The following is a 22,345-nucleotide window of genomic DNA, read 5'->3' on the forward strand; positions in this document are numbered from 1 at the left end:
GGTCTATTCACGCAGTTCACGATTCTGCGTCGATGTCACATTGACGCGCCCAGACGTGTGCAGTGGTCCATTGACGCGGAACGGGCGGCACCGAATCTATCGAGCCGACCAACCACCGTCCATCGTGTACGACGCTCCGGTGACCATGCCTGCGTTCTCGGAGGTCAACCAGCCCACCAGTGAGGCGACTTCGGCCGGTTCGACGAGTCTCTTGATGGCGGCCTCGGTCAGCAGAACTTTCTCGAGTACCTCGTCCTCGGGGATGTCGTGCGCCTTGGCTTGGTCTGCGATCTGTTTTTCGACCAGTGGCGTTCGGACGTATCCCGGGTTGACGCAGTTACTCGTCACACCGTGGGCTGCACCTTCGAGGGCTGTCACTTTCGACAGTCCTTCCAGCGCATGCTTCGCGGTGACGTAGGCGACCTTGAATTCCGACGCGCGTAGCCCGTGCACCGAAGACAGATTGATGACCCGGCCGAACCGGCGGGTATACATCCCAGGCAGCGCCGCACGAATCAACAGGAACGGAGCCTCGACCATCAGCGTCTGAATCCTGCGGAACGCGCCCGGGTCGAAGTCGACGATCGGTGCCACTGTCTGGATGCCCGCATTGTTGACGAGGATGTCGACGTCCAGGCGAAGGTCGTCCAGCGCGGTGGTGTCGAGCAGATCCACCGACCAGACCTCACCGCCGATCTCCGACGCCAATTCCTTTGCGGCAACGTCGTTCACATCGGCGACGGTGACGCGTGCACCTCGGTCGGCGAGCTCGCGTGCACACGCGGCCCCGATACCGGACGCTCCCCCGGTGACGAGGGCGGAGCGTCCGTCGAGATCGGTCACCGCTGTGAATTCTGATCGAGCAGACCGGCCTTGGCCAACTCGGCTTCGGTGGCCAGGTTCTTGGCGTCGGCGATGTCGATGCTCTCGAGTGCCAATCCCTTTGTCTCCCTGGCGACGACGACGGCAACGACGGTGATCGCGCAGGCCACGGCCAAGTACACCGCGATCGGGACGGACGAGCCGTAGACGTCGAGCAGCTTCACCGCGATGATCGGGGCCAGTGAACCGGCGACGATCGAGGTGACCTGGTAGCCGAGGGACACACCGGAGTAGCGCATCCGCGTCGGGAACATCTCGGCCATGATGGCCGGCTGCGTGGCGTACATGAAGGCGTGGAACATCAGGCCGATGATGATGGCCAGCATGATGACGACGTTGTGCCCGCTGTTCATCATCGGGAAGGCGAAGAAGCCCCAGGTGGCCGCGGTGACGGCACCGGCGAAGTAGACCGGGCGACGGCCGACGCGGTCGGCGAGCTTGCCCACCAACGGAATTGTGCAGAAGTGGATCGCGTGGGCGATGAGCATCCACCACAGGATCGTGGAGGTGTCGGTTCCCACTTCCACCGAGAGGTACGTGATCGAGAAGGTGACCACGAGGTAGTACATGACGTTCTCACCGAAGCGCAGTCCCATCGCGGTGAAGACGCCCCGCGGGTAACGCTTGACGACCTCGAAGACGCCGTACGACGCGGCCTTGATGACCTCGGCCTGCTTGTGTGCCTCGAGGAAGATCGGGGCGTCGGAGACCTTGGTGCGGATGTAGTAGCCGACGAAAACGATGACGGCAGAGAGCCAGAACGCGATACGCCAACCCCAACTCAGGAAGTCTTCGTCCGACAGTGTCGACGTCAAAACCAGCAGCGCGACGGTGGCGAGCAGGTTGCCTGCGGGCACGCCTGCCTGCGGCCAGCTGGCCCAGAATCCGCGAGACTTGTTCGGGCTGTGTTCTGCGACAAGGAGAACCGCGCCACCCCATTCGCCGCCGACGGCGAAGCCCTGGATGAATCGCAGGGTCACCAGTAGTGCCGGTGCCCAGTAGCCGATCGCCTCGAAGGTCGGCAGGCAGCCCATGAGAAACGTGGCTCCACCGACGAGGACGAGGCTGAACTGCAGCAACTTCTTTCGGCCGTACTTGTCGCCGTAGTGCCCGAAGACGATGCCGCCCAACGGCCGTGCGACGAAACCGACGGCGTAGGTGACGAAGGCCGCGAGGATGGCGTCGAGCTCGCTGGTTCCGGCGGCGAAGAAGATCTTGCTGAACACCAGGGTCGCGGCGGTTCCGTAGAGGAAGAACTCGTACCACTCGACGATGGTGCCTGCCATCGATGCCCCGACTACCTTCTTGAGGCCTGCGGGGGTGGCATCGGGGTCCGGTTCGGACCGTCCTGCCAGCGGCTGATCGACGCTCATTGACTCTCCTGTGTTACTCGGCACTTCAGGTTCTTGTTTGTGACAGACCACACATTGGCGGGCCGCTCTGAGTATTGGTGCAGATGTTTGTCGGCGCAAGAGCCATGAACGCAGGTCGGATCTGCAAAACTGCAGATATGACGCTCGGTGGCGCGAAGATCCCCAGTGCAGACGACCTACTGGTGCTCCTCGCTGTGAGCCGAACGGGTCGCTACAGTTCTGCGGCCGACGACCTGGGCATCAACCACACGACCATTTCCCGACGCATCGCCGCGCTCGAGGACACGCTCGGCGGGCGAGTGCTGACCCGAGCAGGCGGAGGCTGGGAGCTCACGCAACTGGGCCGCGGCGCATTGACCGCTGCCGAGGCCGTCGAGGATGCGCTACGCACGCTGGTCTCGACCGACGCCGGTGCGTTGGAGGGTGTGGTGCGCATTTCGGCCACCGACGGCTTCAGTGCCTACATCGCCGCCCCGGCAGCGGCGCGGGTGCAGCGAACGCATCCTCGGGTGTCGGTGGAGATCGTCGCCGTCACCCGGCGTGCGTCGCAGCAGCGATCGGGCTTGGACATCGAGATCGTCGTCGGCCAACCGCAGGTGCACCGCGCCGAGGCGATCCGGCTCGGGGACTACCGGCTCGGCCTGTATGCATCGGAGACCTACCTGGACGAGCACGGAACGCCGCAGATCCCGGCCGACCTCGCCGCTCACCCGTTCATCTACTTCATCGACTCGATGCTGCACGTCGACGATCTCGATCTGGCCCCCAACTTCACCCCGACGATGCGCGAATCCGTCACCTCCACCAACGTGTTCGTGCACGTCGAGGCCACCCGAGCGTCCGCGGGTATCGGGCTGCTGCCGTGCTTCATGGCCGACCGCCATCCCGACCTACGACGAATCCTGCCCGACGCGATCGCGGTGAAACTGACCTACTGGCTCGTCACCCGAAGCGAAACTCTGCGACGGCCGGAGGTGTCGGCGGTGGTCGACGCGATTCGGGCCGTGGTCACGGAGCAGCGCTCGGCTCTGCTGGGTGAACACTGAATCGTACGGAACCTACGCCCCACAAGGAGAGTCCCCGATGGCCGATATCGACTTCTATTTCGATCCGGTGTGCCCGTTCGCCTGGATGACCAGCAAATGGGTTCGCAAGGTCCAGGCCCAGCGCGACTACAGCGTCGACTGGCGGTTCATCTCACTGCGACTGCTCAACTCCCACATCGATTACGACGCGCATTTCCCGCCTGAATACGAGGCCGGGCACACCGCGGGTCTGCGACTGTTGCGGGCCGCTGCCGACGTTCGCCGTGAGCACGGGTCGGCCGCGATCGGGCCGCTGTACGAGGCCCTCGGCACGCACATCTTCGACACCGAGGTGGTCCCCGACGACGCTGCGAGCCACGGCCACCGCGGCACCGCGGCATTCCTCGGGCCGATCCTCGAAGAACTCGGTCTGCCCACCCATCACACTGCAGCACTGGATGATTCGTCATTCGACGAGGAGATCCGAGCCGAAACCGATCACGCACTGTCGCTGACCGGCAAGGACGTCGGCACACCGATCATTGCCTTCGAGCCGCCGAACGGCGTCGCCTTCTTCGGGCCGGTGATCAGCCGTCTACCCAGCGACGAAGAGGCAGTAGCTCTGTGGGACAACGTGATCGGACTCGCTCGCTTCCCCGGCTTCGCCGAGATGAAGCGCAGTCTGCGTGAGCTTCCTCAGTTGAGGGCCTTGGGCGTGCAGGAAGACGAAGCGGGCGTGCAGCAGGACTGGCACGGCGGTAGCCGACGACAGAAGAAGTGATTTCAGGCCGGATCAGTCGCCCTGCACGTCGTCCATGTTGCCGACCTCCGGCGTTCCGGCGTCGAGGGCGTAGCGCAGGTACACGGTGCCTGCGTCGCCGACGGCCGGTGGCGCGAGCAACGTCAGGTTGCTGGGCACGGTGCCGTCGGCAAACACCTTCTTTCCCGCTCCGAGAAGGATGGGATGCACCCACAGGTCGAGTCGATCGAAGAGCTTCTCCCGCAACAGAGTCTGAACCAGATCGAGGCTTCCGACCACCTTGATGTGGTCGTGTCGATCTCGGATCTCGCGCACCGCACCGGCCAGGTCCGGTCCGAGTTGGGTCGAACCGTCCCACAGCAGATCGGGTGTGCCGCGAGAGGCGACGTATTTGGGTATTGCGTTGAACAACGTTGCGAACGAATCGTTTCGGTTCGGCCAATGTGCGGCGAAGATGTCGTAGGTGCGCCGTCCGAGCAGGAGCGCATCGGTGCCTTCGTATGCGGCGGCAACTTGCGCTCCGGAGACCTGGCCGAGCAGGGGAGCCTGCCAACCACCGTAGGGGAAGTTCTCGGGGTCTTCCTCTGGGCTTCCGGGTGATTGCGCGACGAGGTCGAGGGTGGCGAAAAGCTCCAGCGTGATGAGGCCCATGATTGCTCCTGGTTCGATGGATGCTCTGTGCGAGGAAGCCGGTGCGGCTGCCGGGACCGACGGTGTTCGTGCGGTACGACAGAGCGCTTACGGCGGTACGGACCTCGGTCAGAGCGGAAACTCACCGGGAAGCGTCGCCTGGTCGTAACGGAGGAGAGCGTGGTTTAGGAATTCGGCGCTGCCGGCCGAAAGCCGACGGTCCCCACGCGTACCTGGATGTGGCCGCCGCGCACCGAGGCGGCGTGTAGCGGCTCGAGTGGTGGTGTCATCGCGGTCCACGGGTGAGCCTCGATGTCCGCTCCGCCGAGACGGCACGCGAGCTTCGCCAGTGGGGTCCACACCGCCGCGCGCCCGTAGGGCCGCTGCATGTCGACGACGACAACGACGCCGCCCACTCGCGTAGCCGAGATCATGGACTCAAGGGCCGCCTGCCACGGCGTCATCAACGAGAGCGCGTAGGTACTCAGTGCCGCATCGAACGGGGTCTCGCCCAGATCCGCCGACGTCAGGGCGGTGGCGTCGGCGGCGACGAGGGTGACGTTGTCCCAGCCGGCCCGGTCTGCTCGCCGTCGGGCCTGTTCGAGCATCTGCGAACTGGCGTCGATTCCGGTGATCGAGCCGGTGGGTCCGATCATCCGCTGCAACCCCGCGAAGTTCAGACCCGTCCCGCAGCCGAGGTCCAGAACATGGCTTCCTACAGGCAGATTCAGTAGCTCGAACGCCGCCCCTCGTCCGGCGCGATACACCGGCCATTCGAAGGAAATCACGTCGTACAGGCGCGCCGATGCCGTGTACTTTGTCGGTCGTTTCATCTCGGGTCTCTCCAGGGCGCGGGCATAGTGGGAGGTATGGGAATGCGTCGTTCGTCTTCGAGTGTGCCCGACAATCGCGCCGACGTGGTCGTGGTGGGCGGCGGCACCGCCGGCATCGTGGCAGCGAAGACCGCGGCGAGCTTCGGTGTACTAGTGGTGCTGATCGAGCGGGAACGAACCGGCGGCGACTGCCTGTGGACGGGATGCGTGCCGTCGAAGGCGCTCCTGGCCGCCGCCTCGGTGGCGGCGACCGTCCGAACCGCGTCCCGCTTCGGCATCGACACCGAGCCGCCGCGCGTGGATTTCGCGCGAGTCATGCAGCACGTGCACAGCGCGATTGCCCAGATCGCACCGATCGATTCGCCCGAGGCACTCACCGCTGCCGGGGTCCACGTGATCAGCGGCGACGCTGTTTTCACCGGGCCGAACACCGTGGCCGTCGGCGCGCGGACGCTCGAATTCGGTCAGGCGATCGTCACCACCGGCGCGCGTCCCACGGTGCCGGCGGTCGACGGCATCGACGCGGTGGACTACCTGACCAGCGACACCCTGTGGGATCTGACGGCGCTACCGGAGCGGCTGCTGATCGTCGGGGCCGGGTCGGTGGGATGCGAAATGGCGCAAGCATTCTCGCGGCTCGGGTCTGAGGTCACACTCGTCGGGCGGTCGGCGACGATCCTTCCCCGCGAGCACCCCGAGGCCTCGTCGATCCTGACGCAGGGCTTGACCGACGAGGGCGTGCGGGTGCTGACCTCCACCGCCGTCGTACGCATCGACGACGGCTCGGCGATCACCGACACGGGCGTCGAGCTCGCCTTCGACCGGGTTCTGATCGCCACCGGACGAACTCCGCGGACTGCGTCGCTCGGGTTGGATTCGGCCGGAGTGTCGTTGGACGACAACGGTTTCGTGCGCGTCGATGAGCATCTGCGGACCACCAACCCCCACATCTGGGCCGCGGGTGATCTCACCGGTCATCCGCAGTTCACGCACACAGCAGGCGTGCACGGCAGCCTGGCCTCGAGCAACGCGGCACTGGGCCTGAACCGAACGGTGAGTACGACGGGAACCCCGCGGGTGACGTTCACCGATCCCGAGATCGCCTCGGCCGGAGTCGATGTGCGGACCGCCCGCAGTCGCGGATTACGGCTGCAGACCCTGGACCACCGCCACGTCGACCGCGCCGTCACCGAGGGGGCAACAAACGGATCGACGACACTGGTGCTCGACGCCAAGCGTCGCATCGTCGGGGCCTGCGTGGTGGGACCGAGGGCAGGCGAGACGATCGGGGAGCTGATCACCGCCATCGAGCAGGGTCTGCGGACCCGCGACCTCGCCAGCGCCACCCATCCCTATCCGACATACAACGACGGGCCGTGGAACGCGGCGATCGCGGACGTCAAAGCGCAGCTGAGTTCTCCGGTGATCTCCCGAGCAACGGCCGCACTGGCGAAGGGCAGGAGCCTATGGATCAGGAAAGAGCGCGATAACCGGCAATGATCCGCTGACCGGAGCTCACCGCGACCACCGCCGCCCAGACCACCGCGATCTGCCACGAGATACCTGGCAACAGTAGCCAGAGGCAATGCACCGCAATCGTTTCCGCACCCTCGGCCAAGCCCCCGAGGAACGACAGCGAGCGGCCGTCGTCGATGGTGCGGCCGTTGCGTTCGGCAATCGAGGAGAACGCCAGAAACGCGGTTCCGTTGATGTAGTAGGCCAACAACACCAGCAGGAACGGCCACCAGGGGGCGTCGTATCCGGCGGACGCACCTACCGCAACACCCACCACCGTGGTTCCGTAGACCACGAAATCGGCTGTGATGTCGAAGAATCCGCCGGCACCGCCCGTACTGGAACGCCTACGTGCGAGAGGCCCGTCCAGGCCGTCGGCGATGCGGGAGACGATCCACAACACCAACGCGAGCCACCAGAACTGCAGCCCGGCCGCCAGTGCACTGCCGAGACCGAGCACCAGTCCGGCTGCGGTGATGCGGTCCGGGGTGATCGCCGGACGGTCCAGGGCGCGGGCGCAGCGATCGAGTGGGGCCTCGAGGTGTCGGCGCAGCACGTTGTCGATCACGGATTCGCTCCGGTGAGCCCAAGACGTCGGGCCAGCAGCGCCGAACCGACCGCGATCGCCAGCACCGCGAGCAGCGCGATGGCGAACGGCCACGACAGCGGCGAGGTCCCGTAGGCCCCGAGCGCGGTGTAGGCGACGGTCGCGGGCACGATCCCGACCATGGTTCCCACCACGTAGTCCCGTTGTCCCACCGCACTGACGCCGGCCGCGTAGTTGACCAAGGAGAACGGCAACGGCACCAGTCGCACGAGCAGCACCGACATCAATCCCCGACGCCCGAGCATGGCGTCGAGCCTGCGGAGCCTCTCCCATTCGGTGCGGGCCACCTTGCCGCGTCCCAGAGACCGCGCTCCCCAGTACCCCAGATACGCCCCGGCCGTGGCGGCGAACACCACGACGATCGCGCCCACCGCGAGCCCGAACAGCAATCCCGACGCGATGGTCAGCGTGCTGGCGGGGAACGGGGTGGCCGACAGGACGGCATAGAGAACGACGAACAGTGCGATGCCCCAGACCCCGGCCGACGCCACCCGATCACGGATGAACGCCGGATCGGGTAGATCGACGGTGCCGAGCACGATCACCACGGCGATGACGGCGGCGGCGGCCCCGAGCAATTTCAGGGTGGTGCCGCGACGACTACGCGTCGGGCGGTCCTGCGTCACGGTGTGGGCCTCTCGTCCGGCGGTTCACGATCCATTGTGCACACGATCGGTCTGTCCGCGTGTTCAGCGGTTGTCTCATTCGACCGATTACGGTGGTGAGCGCAGCGTCGTTCGTCTGTTCCCGTGAACCAGGAGGCCCTCCGTTGAAGTTTCGCTCCGTACGGTGCGCGGTGACGATCGCAGCGAGCGCGGGATTACTGCTGACCTCCTGCGCGGCCCCGGACTCCGAAGCCCCCATCGCCGACGCCTTGCCGTGGAGCGAGATCGAACAGCAGGCGCAAGGACAGACCGTCTCGCTGTGGATGTACGGCGGGGACGAGCAGGGCAATGCGTACGTCGACGACGTGCTCACGCCAGCGGCCGCCGAGGAAGGCGTCACGCTGCGACGCGTGCCGGTGGAATCGACCACTGATGCCGTCAACCGCATCCTGTCCGAGCGGCAGGCCGGTGTGACCGACGGCGAGGTGGACCTGGTGTGGGTCAACGGCGCGAACTTCGGCACCGGCAAGCAGGCGGGCGCGTGGCTGTGCGGTTGGACGCAGAATCTGCCGAACATGGAATTCACCGATCCCGAGGATCCCCTGCTGCTCGACGACTTCGGCACCCCGGTCGAGAATTGCGAATCACCCTGGCACAAAGCGCAATTCACCTTGGTCTACAATGCGGCAGCGATTCCGGATCCGCCGACGACGTTCGACGGCGTACTCGACTGGGCCCGCGCGAACCCGGGCCGCTTCACCTACCCCGCTCCCCCGGACTTCACCGGCTCGGTGTTCGTGCGTGAAGCGCTGGTGAACGTCTCCGGTGGCGTCGACGAGGTTCCGGCGCAGTTCGATCAGGACTCCTACGATCGCCTCGCTCCGGCGTTGTTCGACCGATTGAACGAGCTCGCACCCTCACTGTGGCGTGAAGGATCGACGTATCCGCAGTCCTCTTCCGAGCTCGACGCCCTCTACGCCGGCGGTCAGGTGGACATGACCATGACGTACGGCCCCGCGACCCTCCCCCAACTCGTCGCCGACGGCACCTATCCCCCGGAGACCCGAGTCCTGACTCTCGACGAGGGAACCGTCGGGAATGCAAGTTTCCTGGCCATCCCGTCGACGTCGGGGAAGTCGGCGGCGGCGCAGGTGGTCGCGAACCTCGCACTCTCGCCGGAGCAGCAACTCGCCAAATCGACGCCGGACGTGTGGGGCCAGTTCACCGTGCTCGACTTCGACCGGTTGACGCCGGAGACGCGTACGCAGTTCGAGTCCCTGCCGAGTTCGACGGTTCTTCCGTCCTACGAGGATCTTTCGGAGAACGCGCATCCCGAGCTGTCGGCGGACTGGGTGTCCCCTCTCGACGAGGGTTGGCGACGAAGCGTGCTCGCCGGTCAGTGAGCACGCCCACGAAGAGCTGGCGCGGCTCGCTGGCGGTGCTCCCTGCCGTCGTGTTGGTCGTGCTCGTCGTCGGCGGCGGCCTCGGGACCGTCGTGTTGCAGAGCCTGGGACTGATGCCGCTGGTGGGAACGCCTGAGCTGTCGGTGGACGCGTACTCCGCTCTGGGCGGTGATCTGTGGCGTTCGGTGGCGCTGACGCTGTCGATCGCCGTGGTCTCGACGGCTCTGGCCGCGGTGATCGGGCTGGCCGCGGCGCTGACCGCGCTCTCGGGCGGTCGCGCTGCCCTCGTCGCTGCCGGGGTGACGGTGACGGTGCCGCACCTGATCGGCGCCGCGGCGATGGCGTTGTTGCTGGCGGACTCGGGCATGCTCCCCCGCATTCTCGGCATGACCGACGGCGGTTGGCCGGAGTTGGTCGGTGGGAAGTGGTGGATCGCTGTCGTCGCCGAATATGCCTGGAAGGAATCGGCTTTCGTGGCGGTCGTCGTGGCCGGGACGCTGGCCACCCGCGTAGCCGCATACGACGAAACGGCCGCGACCCTCGGTGCCGGGCGGTGGGCTCGGCTGCGGCTGGTCACTCTGCCGTTGGCGCGCCCCGCGCTGATCGCGTCGAGTGCCATCGCGTTCGCCTATACCGTCGGCTCCTACGAGGTGGCCCGCATTCTGGGGCGACCCTATCCGGAACCGTTGTCGGTGATGGCAATTCGCCTGTTCACCTCGATCGATCTCCAGACGCGTCCGCAGGCAGCCGCCGCCGCGACGATCGCCACTGCGCTGACGGTGGTCGTGGCCGCGGTGGCACTGCACTATCTGCGCAGATCGGCAGCGTGGAAATGAACAGGGTTTTCCCGTCCGTCGGCCGCTTCGTGTTGATCCTGTGGTTCCTGCTGCCCCTGGTTCCGATTGTCCTGTGGGCCATCAGCAATCGCTGGTCGTTTCCCGGCTCGGTTCCCCAGGAATGGGGATTCGACGGCGTCCGCAGCGCCCTCGATGCAGGGGGCGTCGATGCATTCGTGCGGTCGACCCTTCTCGCTCTTGCAGTCGCAGCTATCGCAACGCCATTGGGTGCGTTGGCCGCTCGCGCCCTGGTGAACGGTACGGTGCGCTTTCCCGCTCTCGTGGCCGGGATTCTCTTCGCTCCGCTGGCCCTGCCCCCGTTTGCCGTGGCATTGGGACTCGATGTCCTGGTGCTGCGCTCACGCATTCCGAGCACGGTGGCGGTGATCGCGTTGCTGACCGTTGCGGCCATTCCGTACACGACGTTCCTGATGCGAGTGGCGTTCGGCGCGTACGAAATCGGCTACGAGGAAGAAGCGCGCACCCTCGGTGCGTCGCCCGCCCTGATTCTGCGGCGAATTCGCATTCCAATGTTGGCTCCGGCGTTGGCGGGTGCGGCGTTGCTCGCCTTCCTCGTCGCGTGGAGCGACTACGTGATCACCTTGCTGATCGGTGGGGGCAGACTGGTCACCGTGCCCATTCTCGTCGCCTCGTTCGCCGCCGGGACCGGCAACGATTCGGTGGTGGCCGCACTGTCGGTCGCCGCCGTCGTGCCGCCGTTGTTGTTGGTGCTCATGCTGGCCCGGTTGCGTCGTAGGAGTGCACGATGAGCGTCGAATTGTCCGTTCACGGGCTCACCAAAGTGCATGCCGGTCAATCGGTTGCGGCGCTGGATTCGCTGGATCTCACCGTGCCGCCGGGGTCCTGTACTGCGATTCTCGGGCCGTCGGGTTCGGGTAAGAGCACTGCACTGCGCCTCATCGCGGGACTGGATTCACCCAGTGCCGGCACGGTGCGCATCGACGGCCGCGAGGTGAACGCTGTTGCCGCCGAGAACCGCGGGGTGGGGATGGTGTTCCAGCGTCCGATGTTGTTCCCGCACATGTCGGTACTCGACAACATCGGTTTCGCCTACCGCGCTGCCGGGGACAGTCGCAAGCGGTCGCGCGAACGTGCCCGGGAGTACCTCGATCTGGTGCATCTGGGTGACATCGGAGATCGTGCGGTGTCCGAGGTGTCGGGCGGGCAAGCGCAGCGGGTGGCGTTGGCGCGCTCACTCGCGGGGTCCCCGCGAGTGTTGTTGTTGGACGAGCCCTTCAGCGCTCTGGACCCGGTGTTGCGCACCGAGATGCACGATCTGGTCCGCGAATTGCGCTCGACATTGGATCAAACTCTGCTGCTCGTCACCCACGATCAGCAGGAATCGGCGGTGCTGGCCGATTCGGTGGCGGTGCTCATCGACGGTCGGCTCGAACATCACTCCGATATCGCGAGGGCCTACACGCGTCCGAGCACATTGGCGGTCTCGCGACTGATGGGCGGGATGAACGAAATCGAGGGTCAGTGGGACGGCGTTGGGGTGCATCGCTCCGAGCTCGGGGAGTTGGAGGTCGAAGGGGTTGCAGGGCTTCAGGCAGGGCCGGCCGTGTTGCTGCTGCGACATGAGCTGATTACTTTGGATGACAACGGGATTCGTGGAGTCGTTTCGGATCTGCGTCCGACCGGATTTCGCAGCATCGCCGATGTGACCGTGGGCTCGGCAACCGTAAAGGTGGAGTTAGCGGCGGGAGCTACGGTGCGGATCGGGGATGCAGTGGGGTTGGAGATTCCGGGTGGGGCAAGGTTCGTTGTTGCAGGCTGACCGACGGTCGAGAATGGTCGACGGGCATTTGCTACGGCAACCTCACTCGGTCGGTTTGGGATGCCTGGTGCTTGCATATTTGAGCCACAGCGTGCGGAGTTCGGTATCGACCAAGTACCAGATCCGTCCGCCGGCTGTGACTTCGTACTGCCATTGCTCCATCTCGACGCCGTTGTGAACCCCGACCGCGAGATTGCCTCTCAAACGGTGATGTCGTGTGGTCGACTCGCCTGTCGTACTACGACGACGCATTTCCTCGTACGCCACCAGAGTATTTGCAGGTGCTTGCCGGCACAGCTCGTCCCAGCCTTTGGCTGCTTCGCTGGTGGCGAATCGAAGTTCCCAGAGCTCACCTGCAGCAGGGGGTGCAACTCGATCGCCCCTCTTGGGACTCACAGCTGCGGTGCCGGAACAGCCCCGCCATCACCCATGGACGATGCCGACAAGATCCGGGCCAATTCTGGATCGGCGTACACCTCCGCCGAATGGCGCCACGCTTCGATCGCGTGCGCTGCCGGGGCCGGATTGTCCAACGACGAGCCCACCTTCAGCGAACCCACCAGCTCGTCGACGAACTCGGCGACTTCCTCGTCGGATAGGTAGCTCACCCATGGGAACGCCGCTGCGACCGCTGTGCGAACCAGGACTCGATCCCCGGAATGCAGGAGAGCATCGACCATCGCAGTGGCCGCCACGAGCACACTTCGCTCCTGGTCCGCCCGAGCTGCCGTCATCAACACCAGGTCTTCGTCATCGCGCCGAGTCACACGGAGCGGCCGCGCACCCGACTGCTGCCACGCCGACAGCGTCGCTTTTCCCTTGTTCTGGATATCCGAGAACGGCACCTCACCCACAGACATACTTATAAAGTACTTTTAAAGTACTCGGTCGGCAACGTGTCCTTCGACCCTTCTAGATGACCATCGATTACGTCGGCCACCACCAGCAAGCTCAACAGAACGGCGAACTGACACCCACGGGGCCTGGCCCGAGGACGCTCAATTCGATTTCATGATCTCCCGCGAAGCGAACAGGGCAGTTCGACCCGAACACCGCCGAACGACGGGCAGACTATTCTGAAATCGGTCTCAGCAAGGACCACACGGTCAGGTGCCTCCACCACGACCCCTACCACCTGATTCGATCGACCGAAGGAATCACCGAAGGAGAGCACTATGGCAGCAGGCTTGTACAATCTCGGCTACGAAATTTTCTGGAACACTACGGCCGCGCTGGCAGGGTTTCCGCCCGGACCCATCATCGCGGGTGCGCTTGCCTCGCCCTTCTTCGTGCTGGCTGGGATCACCAGTGGCAGTGCAGATTCTGCTTAGTCAGCACACCATGTGGCAGGTCGTCCAGTGACGATCCGAGCAGGCGACTGCTTCAGTCGCTCACATCCGGGGGTGGCCCGGTGGCCGGACAACGACGCGCTGAGGATGGGACCGAGCATGGCCGGATCGGCCACGTAACCGTCGACCTCGAGGGTGCCGCATCCTCCCATTGCGTCGAAACTAAGATCACCCCATGCCCGCCGGACGCTTCGCTCCCAGTCCCTCCGGCGACTTGCATCTAGGCAATCTGCGCACCGGACTACTGGCCTGGCTCTTCGCCCGCTCCACTGAACGACGTTTCGTGATGCGCGTCGAAGACCTCGATCGCGTCAAAGCAGGTTCCGAACAACGTCAACTCGAGGACCTCGCGGCGATCGGACTCGATTGGGACGGGCCCATCATGCGGCAATCCGAGCGTCGGGAGATTTACGACGCCACGATTCGCACGCTCACCGCAGCCGGGCTGACGTACGAGTGTTTCTGCACGCGTCGGGAAATCCAACAAGCCGCATCCGCGCCACATGCGCCCGACGGGGCTTATCCCGGCACCTGCCGCGATCTCACTGCAGACCAAAAGGCAGCGAAGGACCGCCCGCCGGCCATCCGATTACGTTCGCAGATAACCGGCTTCACCATCGTCGATCAGCTGCACGGCCCGTTTCGTGGCCAGGTGGACGACTTCGTCCTCCGCCGATCCGACGGTGTGCCCGCCTACAACCTCGCCGTCGTCGTCGACGATGGCGCGCAAGGTGTCGACCAGATCGTGCGCGGCGACGACCTACTCACCTCCGCTCCGCGACAGGGATATCTGGCTCAGCTCCTCGGTCTCACTCCTGCGACGTACGTGCATGTGCCCCTCGCTCTCAATGTCGAGGGCAAGCGCCTGGCCAAGCGCGACGGCGCGGTGACACTGCGCGAACGACCCGACGCGTGGGCGCTCATCACCGCTTCCCTCGGTGTGCCCGACGCGAAGAACGCCGAGGAATTGCTCGAACAGTGGAAACCGACGCATGTGCCACGCGAACCGTGGGTGTTCGACCCCGCGATTTTCTGATCCACGAACCGATCGAGATCACGTTGCAATGCGACAGGGCCCAACTCGGGAGGAATCGGACGTACAGTAGCCGCGACAACTCTTCCCGAGGGAGAAGGACACGATGACCTCAGGCGGCTACGACCCCGACAAGGATCCACAGAACCCCGGCGGCTATCCCCCGCCGCAGGGCGGCTATCCACCACCTCCCCAGGGCAACTACCCACCACCTGCGCAGGGCGGCTACCCACCTCCCCCGCAGGGCAACTACCCACCCCCAGGAAACTACCCACCGCCCCCGCAGGGCAACTATCCGCCGCCTCCGGCCTTCGGTGAGTCACCGATGCCGACGCAGCTGTCCGTGGGAACGGCCATCGGCTACGCCTTCAACAAGTTCAAGGACAACGCCCTCGTCTGGGTCGGCATCGTCCTGATCGCCGCGATCATCCAGAGCGTCCTGAACTTCGTGTTGAGCTCCGACAACTTCGTCCTCGGCTTGGTCTTCAGTGTCATCGTCGGAGTCGTCGCGCTCCTCATTCAGGCGGCACTCGTCCGCGGCGCTCTGCACGAGGTGGACGGGATCAAGCCCGCGTTCGGGTCCTTCTTCCAGTTCGGCAACGTCGTGTCCGTCGTCATCGCCGGCGTCCTCGTCGGAATCGCAACCAGCATCGGCTTCCTCCTGCTGATCATCCCCGGCATTGTCATCACGTTCTTCACGTGGTGGACCTTCCAGTTCGTCATCGACCGCGGCGACGAACCGATCCCCGCCATCAAAGCCAGCGCTCAGGCGATCGCGTCCAACGGTGGGACCCTCTTCGTGCTCGCGCTCGCCCTGGTCGGCATCAACATCGTCGGCGCACTTCTGCTCTTGGTCGGTCTGCTGGCCTCCATCCCGATCACGATCATCGCCGGCACCTACGCCTACCGCGTCACCGTGCGTGGCCACGTCGCCTGACCTGAGATCCGCCTCGATGGGCGCGCATCCCTCCCTGGGATTCGCGTCCATCGTCGTCTCGGTGCTTGGATCGAGCGGTGACTACTACCGAACCCACCGCCGCCAACGGCGGCACCGAGTCTGGGCAGGCCACGTTCGCTCACATCAGCCGGGGCTACTACCCCACCATCGTCGCGCTTTTCGTGGCGACGCTGCTGATCTCGAATGTGGCCGCCAGCAAAGGTGTCGCCTTCTTCGCCTCCTCCGACGTCATGCTCGGACCGCTCCAGATCCTGCCGATCAATACCGACGGCGCATTCTTCCTGTTCCCTCTCGCCTACATCCTCGGCGACGTCCTCAGCGAGGTCTACGGCTTCAAAGCCGCACGCCGCGCGATCTACCTCGGTTTCGGCTCCCTGATCCTCACCTCGGTGTGCTTCTGGATCGCCATCGAACTTCCCGCCGCCTCGTTCTACGAGAACCAAGAGGCACTCGAAACCGTCGTCGGCGTCGTCCCCCGACTGGTTCTCGCCGGTCTGGCCGGCTTTGCCGTCGGCCAGCTGCTCAATTCCTACGTCCTGGTCAAGATCAAGGAACGCACCAAGGAAAAGCACCTGTGGGCGCGTCTGATCGGCTCGACCGTCGTAGGCGAATTCTTCGACACGCTGATCTTCTGCGCCATCGCCGCCGGCGTCATCGGCATCAGCACATGGACCGACTTCATCAACTACGTCATCGTCGGATTCCTGTGGAAGACACTCGTCGAGGTCCTCGTCCTGCCCATCACGTACCGCGTCATCTCGTACATCAAGAAGCGCGAACCGTCGTATCGACCCATGCCCGACTGATCTCCAGGTAGCGCTCACGCGCCGCGTCGAAAGTCGCGACGGCCCGGGTCCCCGGCCAGTCCTCCGGCGTCATGCACGGAGGAAGACCCGGGTCGACGTAGGGGATGACTCGCCACTCGTCGAGCAGCGGCACGAACGTGACGAACGCGTCGCGGGGGTTCCCAGCCAGGGACCCACCGTCGTACGCAGCAAGAAATGCTCGATGCCGATCGGCGATGCCCGCCAGGTCCCACCACTGGGCGGCGCTCTCGCGCAGTGAGGCGGGTGGCGCTACCTCGGAGGCGACGAAGCTCGTCACGTACTCCGACAACTCCAACGCGTCGATGATGTCGCCCGCCTCACCCGCGAGGTATTCGGGTGCGATCCACAGACCGGGCGAGACTGTGCCGCAGCCTATTCCGATGAGTCGACGCCGAAGCTGGTGGCGCGCGGCGCGTTGGGTCTCGGGGATGGTGAACGAGATGAGCCGAAACGGATCGCCGTCGGCCATCCGCCGGAACCCGAAGATCCGACCGTCGCCGCGCGCGAACATGGCGTCGGCCTGCTCGGTGATGCGATAGCCGGTGCGGCCCTCTCGATTACCGGATTCGACGACGCCCTTCTTCTTCAACCTGGCCACCGCGATGCGCGTGCTCTCCGGCGGCACTCCGAGCGCGTCCATCCACACAACGAAATCGGCGATGGCGAACCAACCTCCCAGAGGACGAACGTAGGCTCCGAGCACGGTACGCACCAACGAGGTGGCGCTTCCCGGACGAGAGTCGAAGTCGTCGAGAATGGCACCGGCGGTGCTAGGCGCGGAGTTCGTCACGAATCGCCACGATTCCCAGATACACCTCGCGGTACGAGGTGCTGAGCGGACTCAAACCCAGGCGAATGCCCTGCGGTGCGCGGTAATCCGGGATGACACCCTGCTCCCACAATCGAGCGGTGATGGCCTTGAAATCGGGATGGTCGATGGTGACGTGCCCGCCGCGTCGCGTCGAATCCTCGGGTGAGGCAATCTCCACGCCCAACGGCACCAACATCTCTCGGACGAGCTCGAGGGCGTATTCGGTCAGCGCGACGGACTTCGCACGTATCGCGTCCATCCCCACCTCGGCGATCATCTCGATGGTGTCCTGCATCGCGATCATGCCGAATACCGACGGCGTCCCACTAATGACGCGTCGAATGCCCTGCGCCGGAACGTAACCCTGCGCCATCTCGAACGGATCGGCGCGGCCCATCCAGCCCCAGATCGGCTGGACGAAATCGCCCAGAAGATCACTGCGCACGTACGCGAAGGCCGGCGATCCGGGTCCTCCGTTGAGGTACTTGTACGTACACCCGACGGCCAGATCCACTCCCCAGGAATCGAGTTCGAGCGGTACCGATCCGACGGAATGACACACATCCAGCAGCATCAAAGCTCCGGCAGCATGCGTGATGCGCGTCGCCGCGGCCACGTCGACGAGGAAGCCGGAACGGTAGGCGACGTGAGTGATCACCACCAAGGCGGTGTTCTCCCCCACCACCTCTGCAAGTTGTTCCGGTTCGATACCACTGCGGCAATCCGTCTCGATCCAACGCAGGGTCATATTCAGCTCTGCTGCAATGCCTTCGAGCAGGTATCGATCGGTGGGGAAGTTGTCGCGGTCGATGACGATCTCGGTGCGGCCCGGCCGCATGGCGATGGCCGCCCGCGCCAGCTTGTACAGCAGCACCGTCGTCGAATCACCGATCGTGGTCTGTCCGGACGCGGCTCCGAGGGTGGCGTCGGCCAGGGCGTCGCCGATGGTGATGGGCAGGTCGAACCACTGCTCGTCCCAGCCGCGGATGAGGCGTCCACCCCAGGCGTCGGTCATGAAGGTATTGATTCGTTCGACGCTTGCCTTGGTGGGCCGGCCCAGCGAGTTGCCGTCGAGATATGCGCTGATCGACGGGTCGTCGCTTCCGAGGAATTTGTCGCGGTAGCTGCGGAGTGGATCCTGGGCGTCGAGTTCGTCTGCGCGTTCCATCATCGTCCGATATCCGTTCTCACTGCGAGCAATTCGGGAAAGAAGGTGAGTTCGAGTGCCTTCTGCAAGAATCCGACTCCACTCGATCCTCCTGTGCCGCTCTTCATTCCGATGGTACGGAGCACCGTCCGCATATGACGGAAGCGCCACAGCTGGAAGTTCTCCTCCAGATCGACGAACTCCTCGAAGGCCTCGTACACGGCCCAGTGTTCGGTGTGGTTCTCGTAGACGAACTTGATCAGCGGCATCAGGTCCTCGTTGAACGTGTACGCCGTGGTGACGTCGCGATCAAGAGCCGATGCCGGCACGTCGTACCCCTGCCGCGCCAGAGACTGCCAGAAGGCGTCGTACAGGCTCGGCTCGTGCAGTAGAGTCGAAAGCAATTGGTGCGCAGCCGGATCCGACTCGAAGACCTTCAGCATGCCTGCGTTCTTGTTGCCGAGCACGAACTCCACCGCTCGATATTGATACGACTGAAACCCCGACGAGTTGCCGAGGAAGTCGCGGAACTGCGAGTACTCCGTCGGGGTGAGCGTGGCCAGGACGGACCACTGCTCGGTCAGCGTCTTCTGAATGTGCTTGACCCGCGCGACGCATTTGAGCGCGGTGCCGATGTCGTCGGCATCGAGAGCTGCTCGCGCGGCCAGCGTCTCGTGCAGCACCAGCTTGAGCCACAGTTCGGTGGTCTGGTGCTGAATGATGAACAGCAGTTCGTCGTGATGTTCCGGGGTGCTGACCGGCTTCTGCGCACTGAGCAACGTGTCGAGGTCCAGGTACGAGCCGTAGCTCATGCGATCGCTGAAGTCGGTGACGACGGTTTTCTCTATCGCGCGGGTATTCGCTTCGACGCTCATGGTTGGTCCTCGAGGTGGTGGACTGATAGCGCCAGAGTATTACACGATCGCGCCGCCCGCTAGAAGTGCGAAATATTTCAAGCGATGCCAGCGAGCCCATCACCTCGATCTTCCTCTGAACGGTCGATCAGATCCCGGCCACTCCAGCCAGTTGGCCGATCGCGTTTGTAACGGCCATCGCGATCGCGCCACCGATCACAATTCGAGTCACCGCCGGGCGACTCGGCGCTCCACCGAGGCGCGCGCTGATGGTTCCGGTCAACGCCAGAGCCAGCAACACGACGACGAACGTGACCGGAATACGTTGCGAAGCAGGCAGAAGCAGGATCGAGAGCAACGGCAAGAGGGCACCGCTGATGAACGACACCGCCGACGACGCGGCCGCTTGCCATGGATTGGTCAACGCGTCGGGGTCGATTCCCAATTCGACGTCCACGTGCGCGGCGAACGGATCGTGATCGGTCAGTTCCTGCGCAACCTTCTGCGCGGTCTCCACCGAAAGCCCCTTGGCCTCGTAGAGCGCAGCCAGCTCGGCCAACTCTTCCTCGGGTTCCTCGGCCAGCTCCCGCTTCTCCTTGATCAGCAGAGACCGCTCGGCGTCGCGCTGCGTGCTCACCGAGACATATTCGCCGAGCGCCATCGACACCGCCCCGGCGACGAGACCGGCAACGCCCGCGGTGAGCAGCGACCCACGATCGGTGGTGGCAGCTGCCACGCCGACCACCAGGCCGGCCGTGGAGACGATGCCGTCGTTCGCACCCAATACGCCTGCCCGAAGCCAGTTCAACCGCCCCGACAGATCACCGTGTGGCTCGTGCTCGTGCAGGGCCGGCTCGGGCTCAGACATTGCCGACAGCCGTCACGGCTTCCCACGCGGCACGCGCGCCGAACTCTCCGATTCTGTACACCTGCACGATTGTCGTCGTTCGGATGCGAACCGCCAAGACCGAGACCGACTGCCAACACCGCGGAGCCACCCCGCCGAAAGAAGGCAGGCTAGGCTAAGCTCACCAGCTGGTATGGATCGTCCGTTTCTAGAAAGTAGCGTCGTTCGTGTCGATGACTGGTTCTGCGGTACCGCTGATTTTCGATGCAGTGACGATATCCACGGTGTTCGTGACTCCGTCAATGATCAGGGTTCGGTTCGGGGGTGCCGGACTCGAAAAGTTCGAGAGCACCGGGATACCTGACGAGAGGCTACGGCTGCTTTTCGGTGACGGCACCGCACAGGTTGCACGCAGCTACACGGTGCGTGCATTCGATCCACGAGGGCCGTTTCTCGATGTCGATTTCGTCGTCCACGACGGTGGGATCGCGGCCGACTGGGCGCTCCGCGCGAAGCCAGGCGATCGGCTTCGACTTTCCGAGGCCCGCGGTTGGTACGGGCCTCCAACCGATATCGACTGGCAACTATTGGTCGCCGACATGACCGGGCTCCCGGCTTTGACCCGTGCCATCGAACAGCTCCCTGCGGGCACTCGCGCATCGGTCATCGCCGCGGTTCCCGATCGCGCCGATGAACAGATCGTTCCCACGCGAGGCGACGTCTCCTATCTGTGGCTCCACACAGATGGATCACGGCACGATCGAGCCCGAACAGTGCCGGTCCCATCGCTTCCCGAAGCGGTACGAGACTTCGAACTTCCCGACAGCCCAGGCTATGTGTGGGTGGCTACCGAGGCATCCGAAGCCCGATCCATCCGTAAATATTTTCATCGCGAGCTTTGTTGGGATCCTCGGTCCTTCGATATCAAGGGCTACTGGCGGCACGACAAAGAACGATGGCAGCAGCGCTACGCCCAGGTACAACATCGCATCGACACTGTCCGCGAGCAGGCCATTGCAGATGGCAAATCCGGTGACGAACTGGCCCGAATCGTCGACGACGCACTCGAAAACGCCGGATTGTGAATCGCAGCCGAACCACCCAACGATGTAAGGAACTTCCATGGCTTCCCTGAGCGTCCACGACAATTCTGTCACCGATGACCTTTCGCGCCGGCATTTCGGTGCCGCTGCAGGGCTGTCCCTCGCTGCCTTGTTCGGCGCTGCATGCTCCTCCGCGAGTGAGCATCCCGGCGACAGTGCGGGTGGTTCGACTCGCACAATCGAGACGCCGATGGGCCCAGTTGTAGTCCCGTTGGATCCACAGCGAGTCGTGAGCTTGGACGCGTACGTCGGATTGCAAACCCTCGACGAGCTAGGAGCCCCGGTCATAGCAACCGGAACCCTCGGCGGTGGACTACGTACGCTTGTCAGCGCCGCATCGCAGGAGTTGCCCTCGATCGGCGTCACCGCGTTGGGTGACATTCAACTCGAAGCGATCGCCGCCGCTGCACCCGATCTGATCGTCGGACGTCAACCGATCGGTCAGGAGTACTACACCGAATTATCCGGTATCGCTCCGACAGTGCTGATCCCGTTTACGTACTGGCGTGACCAGTACATCGATGTCGCCGATTCCGTCGGACTCTCGGCGCAGGCCTCGCAGAACTTCACCGGCCTCGACGAGCGCGTCGCCGCCCTTCGTTCCGACCTCGAGCAGGCTTGGCCGAACGGGCTCCGCCTGTCGGTGGTCCGGGTCTCGGACATTTCAGGCGATGTGCGCTCCTACAACACCCTCGCCGCATCGGCGACATTCCTGTACGCCGACATTCTTTCCGGGGCAGGGATCGTTCCCAGCGCCAACTCCTTGCCCGGAGCGGACCCAAGCAAGGTCAATACCGCTGTGAGTGCCGAGAATCTTCCGCTCATCGACGGTGACGTGATCATCTACTACGTCGGAGCAGGTGGCCAAGCCGATGCCGGTGCCGACGTCGAGCAGGCCCTGACCTCGAGCCCGTTGTGGTCGAGACTGTCGGCCGTACAGGCGAATCGAGCCGTCAAGGTCGACTCTGCGCCATGGTTCGACGGCTACAACCTCAGCGGGGCGAATGCCGTTATCGACGACCTGCGAAGAATCCTTCTCTGACAGCTCGATTCGTATGGGGTCTGATCTGGTGCCGTCCGCCCTGCAGTTCTAAGGTTGCAATCGTGACACTGCCCGAACGTACGATCTCGCCGACAGCCTTCTGA

The 22,345-nt window shown here is 64.5% G+C and carries 24 protein-coding genes; 13 read left to right on the forward strand and 11 right to left on the reverse strand.

The genetic code is table 11. From position 1 onward, the window contains the following. Nucleotides 1-96: 96 nt before the first annotated feature. Entirely contained in the window at nt 97-843 is a 747-nt protein-coding gene (locus tag AB0366_RS07995; protein ID WP_366243379.1) for a 3-hydroxybutyrate dehydrogenase, read from the reverse strand. After that, nucleotides 840-2,255 (reverse strand): MFS transporter, encoded by a 1,416-nt coding sequence (locus AB0366_RS08000; protein WP_366243380.1) that lies wholly within the window; start codon nt 2,253-2,255, stop codon nt 840-842. The genes AB0366_RS07995 and AB0366_RS08000 overlap by 4 nt, the downstream gene beginning before the upstream one ends. Before the next feature lie 137 nt (nt 2,256-2,392). On the opposite strand from AB0366_RS08000, the gene AB0366_RS08005 reads away from it, so the two are divergent. Both AB0366_RS08005 and AB0366_RS08010 read left to right on the forward strand, forming a co-directional pair. Next, nucleotides 2,393-3,301 (forward strand): LysR family transcriptional regulator, encoded by a 909-nt coding sequence (locus tag AB0366_RS08005; protein ID WP_366243381.1) that lies wholly within the window; start codon nt 2,393-2,395, stop codon nt 3,299-3,301. Nucleotides 3,302-3,338: 37 nt separating this feature from the next. Then, complete coding sequence (locus tag AB0366_RS08010) at nt 3,339-4,061, forward strand: hypothetical protein (RefSeq protein ID WP_366243382.1); 723 nt, start codon at nt 3,339-3,341, stop codon at nt 4,059-4,061. A gap of 12 nt (nt 4,062-4,073) precedes the next feature. Here AB0366_RS08010 and AB0366_RS08015 read toward each other — a convergent pair whose 3' ends face one another. Beyond that, entirely contained in the window at nt 4,074-4,691 is a 618-nt protein-coding gene (locus AB0366_RS08015) for a dihydrofolate reductase family protein (protein WP_366243383.1), read from the reverse strand. Nucleotides 4,692-4,855: 164 nt separating this feature from the next. After that, on the reverse strand, nt 4,856-5,503 hold the full coding sequence (locus AB0366_RS08020; RefSeq protein ID WP_366243384.1) for a class I SAM-dependent methyltransferase: 648 nt from the start codon (nt 5,501-5,503) through the stop codon (nt 4,856-4,858). Nucleotides 5,504-5,566: 63 nt separating this feature from the next. On the opposite strand from AB0366_RS08020, the gene AB0366_RS08025 reads away from it, so the two are divergent. Beyond that, nucleotides 5,567-7,003 carry an FAD-dependent oxidoreductase gene (locus tag AB0366_RS08025; RefSeq protein WP_366243385.1) on the forward strand — a complete coding sequence of 479 codons (1,437 nt, stop codon included), beginning with the start codon at nt 5,567-5,569 and terminating at the stop codon, nt 7,001-7,003. On the opposite strand, the gene AB0366_RS08030 is transcribed toward AB0366_RS08025, so the two are convergent. After that, entirely contained in the window at nt 6,975-7,586 is a 612-nt protein-coding gene (locus tag AB0366_RS08030) for a CDP-alcohol phosphatidyltransferase family protein (protein ID WP_366243386.1), read from the reverse strand. The genes AB0366_RS08025 and AB0366_RS08030 overlap by 29 nt on opposite strands. Beyond that, a complete protein-coding gene (locus tag AB0366_RS08035; RefSeq protein WP_366243387.1) occupies nt 7,583-8,251 on the reverse strand; it encodes a TVP38/TMEM64 family protein in 669 nt (222 codons plus the stop codon). The genes AB0366_RS08030 and AB0366_RS08035 overlap by 4 nt, the downstream gene beginning before the upstream one ends. Nucleotides 8,252-8,421: 170 nt before the next feature. On the opposite strand from AB0366_RS08035, the gene AB0366_RS08040 reads away from it, so the two are divergent. From AB0366_RS08040 to AB0366_RS08055, 4 genes are read left to right on the forward strand one after another with little or no spacing between them, the layout of a single operon-like run. Next, on the forward strand, nt 8,422-9,633 hold the full coding sequence (locus tag AB0366_RS08040; protein ID WP_366243388.1) for an ABC transporter substrate-binding protein: 1,212 nt from the start codon (nt 8,422-8,424) through the stop codon (nt 9,631-9,633). Beyond that, nucleotides 9,630-10,469, forward strand: coding sequence for an ABC transporter permease subunit (locus tag AB0366_RS08045; RefSeq protein ID WP_366243389.1), 840 nt, complete (start codon nt 9,630-9,632; stop codon nt 10,467-10,469). Before AB0366_RS08040 ends, AB0366_RS08045 begins: the two co-directional genes overlap by 4 nt. Next, nucleotides 10,466-11,239, forward strand: coding sequence for an ABC transporter permease subunit (locus AB0366_RS08050; protein ID WP_366243390.1), 774 nt, complete (start codon nt 10,466-10,468; stop codon nt 11,237-11,239). Before AB0366_RS08045 ends, AB0366_RS08050 begins: the two co-directional genes overlap by 4 nt. Then, nucleotides 11,236-12,270 carry an ABC transporter ATP-binding protein gene (locus AB0366_RS08055; RefSeq protein ID WP_366243391.1) on the forward strand — a complete coding sequence of 345 codons (1,035 nt, stop codon included), beginning with the start codon at nt 11,236-11,238 and terminating at the stop codon, nt 12,268-12,270. The genes AB0366_RS08050 and AB0366_RS08055 overlap by 4 nt, the downstream gene beginning before the upstream one ends. Before the next feature lie 392 nt (nt 12,271-12,662). Here AB0366_RS08055 and AB0366_RS08060 read toward each other — a convergent pair whose 3' ends face one another. After that, nucleotides 12,663-13,130, reverse strand: a complete 468-nt coding sequence (locus AB0366_RS08060) for a hypothetical protein (RefSeq protein ID WP_366243392.1) — start codon at nt 13,128-13,130, stop codon at nt 12,663-12,665. Nucleotides 13,131-13,445: 315 nt separating this feature from the next. Between AB0366_RS08060 and AB0366_RS08065 the strand changes: the two genes are divergently transcribed. The 4 genes from AB0366_RS08065 to AB0366_RS08080 all read left to right on the forward strand — a co-directional run bounded on the left by AB0366_RS08065 (nt 13,446) and on the right by AB0366_RS08080 (nt 16,416). Then, nucleotides 13,446-13,601: a hypothetical protein gene (locus AB0366_RS08065; RefSeq protein ID WP_366243393.1), complete on the forward strand. Its 156-nt coding sequence runs from the start codon at nt 13,446-13,448 to the stop codon at nt 13,599-13,601. A 193-nt stretch (nt 13,602-13,794) separates the two neighbouring features. Continuing rightward, nucleotides 13,795-14,655 carry a tRNA glutamyl-Q(34) synthetase GluQRS gene (gene gluQRS, locus AB0366_RS08070; protein ID WP_366243394.1) on the forward strand — a complete coding sequence of 287 codons (861 nt, stop codon included), beginning with the start codon at nt 13,795-13,797 and terminating at the stop codon, nt 14,653-14,655. Nucleotides 14,656-14,758: 103 nt separating this feature from the next. Further along, nucleotides 14,759-15,589 carry a hypothetical protein gene (locus AB0366_RS08075; protein WP_366243395.1) on the forward strand — a complete coding sequence of 277 codons (831 nt, stop codon included), beginning with the start codon at nt 14,759-14,761 and terminating at the stop codon, nt 15,587-15,589. Nucleotides 15,590-15,666: 77 nt separating this feature from the next. Beyond that, nucleotides 15,667-16,416, forward strand: a complete 750-nt coding sequence (locus AB0366_RS08080) for a queuosine precursor transporter (RefSeq protein ID WP_366243396.1) — start codon at nt 15,667-15,669, stop codon at nt 16,414-16,416. On the opposite strand, the gene AB0366_RS08085 is transcribed toward AB0366_RS08080, so the two are convergent. From AB0366_RS08085 to AB0366_RS08100, 4 genes are all read right to left on the reverse strand, one after another. After that, nucleotides 16,376-17,227, reverse strand: a complete 852-nt coding sequence (locus AB0366_RS08085; protein WP_366243397.1) for a PaaX family transcriptional regulator C-terminal domain-containing protein — start codon at nt 17,225-17,227, stop codon at nt 16,376-16,378. The genes AB0366_RS08080 and AB0366_RS08085 overlap by 41 nt on opposite strands. Further along, entirely contained in the window at nt 17,208-18,416 is a 1,209-nt protein-coding gene (locus tag AB0366_RS08090) for an aminotransferase class V-fold PLP-dependent enzyme (protein WP_366243821.1), read from the reverse strand. The genes AB0366_RS08085 and AB0366_RS08090 overlap by 20 nt, the downstream gene beginning before the upstream one ends. Continuing rightward, nucleotides 18,416-19,270: a tryptophan 2,3-dioxygenase family protein gene (locus AB0366_RS08095; protein ID WP_366243398.1), complete on the reverse strand. Its 855-nt coding sequence runs from the start codon at nt 19,268-19,270 to the stop codon at nt 18,416-18,418. The genes AB0366_RS08090 and AB0366_RS08095 overlap by 1 nt, the downstream gene beginning before the upstream one ends. Nucleotides 19,271-19,397: 127 nt before the next feature. Further along, complete coding sequence (locus AB0366_RS08100; RefSeq protein WP_366243399.1) at nt 19,398-20,117, reverse strand: VIT family protein; 720 nt, start codon at nt 20,115-20,117, stop codon at nt 19,398-19,400. A gap of 248 nt (nt 20,118-20,365) precedes the next feature. Between AB0366_RS08100 and AB0366_RS08105 the strand changes: the two genes are divergently transcribed. Beyond that, entirely contained in the window at nt 20,366-21,181 is an 816-nt protein-coding gene (locus AB0366_RS08105; RefSeq protein ID WP_366243400.1) for a siderophore-interacting protein, read from the forward strand. A gap of 37 nt (nt 21,182-21,218) precedes the next feature. Next, entirely contained in the window at nt 21,219-22,241 is a 1,023-nt protein-coding gene (locus AB0366_RS08110; protein ID WP_366243401.1) for an ABC transporter substrate-binding protein, read from the forward strand. Nucleotides 22,242-22,345 lie beyond the last annotated feature (104 nt).

Origin of the sequence: Rhodococcus sp. NPDC076796, from assembly GCF_040702765.1 — a bacterium.
In the GTDB taxonomy this organism is placed as follows: Bacteria; Actinomycetota; Actinomycetes; order Mycobacteriales; family Mycobacteriaceae; genus Rhodococcoides.

Bases quoted from the DNA above. Each gene is read 5' to 3' on its own strand.
- AB0366_RS08010 (WP_366243382.1), top strand. From the start codon at position 3,339: ATGGCCGATATCGACTTCTATTTCGATCCGGTGTGCCCGTTCGCCTGG.
- AB0366_RS08090 (WP_366243821.1), bottom strand. From the start codon at position 18,416: ATGGAACGCGCAGACGAACTCGACGCCCAGGATCCACTCCGCAGCTAC.
- gluQRS (WP_366243394.1), top strand. From the start codon at position 13,795: ATGCCCGCCGGACGCTTCGCTCCCAGTCCCTCCGGCGACTTGCATCTA.
- AB0366_RS08005 (WP_366243381.1), top strand. From the start codon at position 2,393: ATGACGCTCGGTGGCGCGAAGATCCCCAGTGCAGACGACCTACTGGTG.
- AB0366_RS08015 (WP_366243383.1), bottom strand. From the start codon at position 4,691: ATGGGCCTCATCACGCTGGAGCTTTTCGCCACCCTCGACCTCGTCGCG.
- AB0366_RS08095 (WP_366243398.1), bottom strand. From the start codon at position 19,270: ATGAGCGTCGAAGCGAATACCCGCGCGATAGAGAAAACCGTCGTCACC.
- AB0366_RS08100 (WP_366243399.1), bottom strand. From the start codon at position 20,117: ATGTCTGAGCCCGAGCCGGCCCTGCACGAGCACGAGCCACACGGTGAT.
- AB0366_RS08000 (WP_366243380.1), bottom strand. From the start codon at position 2,255: ATGAGCGTCGATCAGCCGCTGGCAGGACGGTCCGAACCGGACCCCGAT.
- AB0366_RS08020 (WP_366243384.1), bottom strand. From the start codon at position 5,503: ATGAAACGACCGACAAAGTACACGGCATCGGCGCGCCTGTACGACGTG.
- AB0366_RS08060 (WP_366243392.1), bottom strand. From the start codon at position 13,130: ATGTCTGTGGGTGAGGTGCCGTTCTCGGATATCCAGAACAAGGGAAAA.
- AB0366_RS08055 (WP_366243391.1), top strand. From the start codon at position 11,236: ATGAGCGTCGAATTGTCCGTTCACGGGCTCACCAAAGTGCATGCCGGT.
- AB0366_RS08110 (WP_366243401.1), top strand. From the start codon at position 21,219: ATGGCTTCCCTGAGCGTCCACGACAATTCTGTCACCGATGACCTTTCG.
- AB0366_RS08075 (WP_366243395.1), top strand. From the start codon at position 14,759: ATGACCTCAGGCGGCTACGACCCCGACAAGGATCCACAGAACCCCGGC.
- AB0366_RS08065 (WP_366243393.1), top strand. From the start codon at position 13,446: ATGGCAGCAGGCTTGTACAATCTCGGCTACGAAATTTTCTGGAACACT.
- AB0366_RS08050 (WP_366243390.1), top strand. From the start codon at position 10,466: ATGAACAGGGTTTTCCCGTCCGTCGGCCGCTTCGTGTTGATCCTGTGG.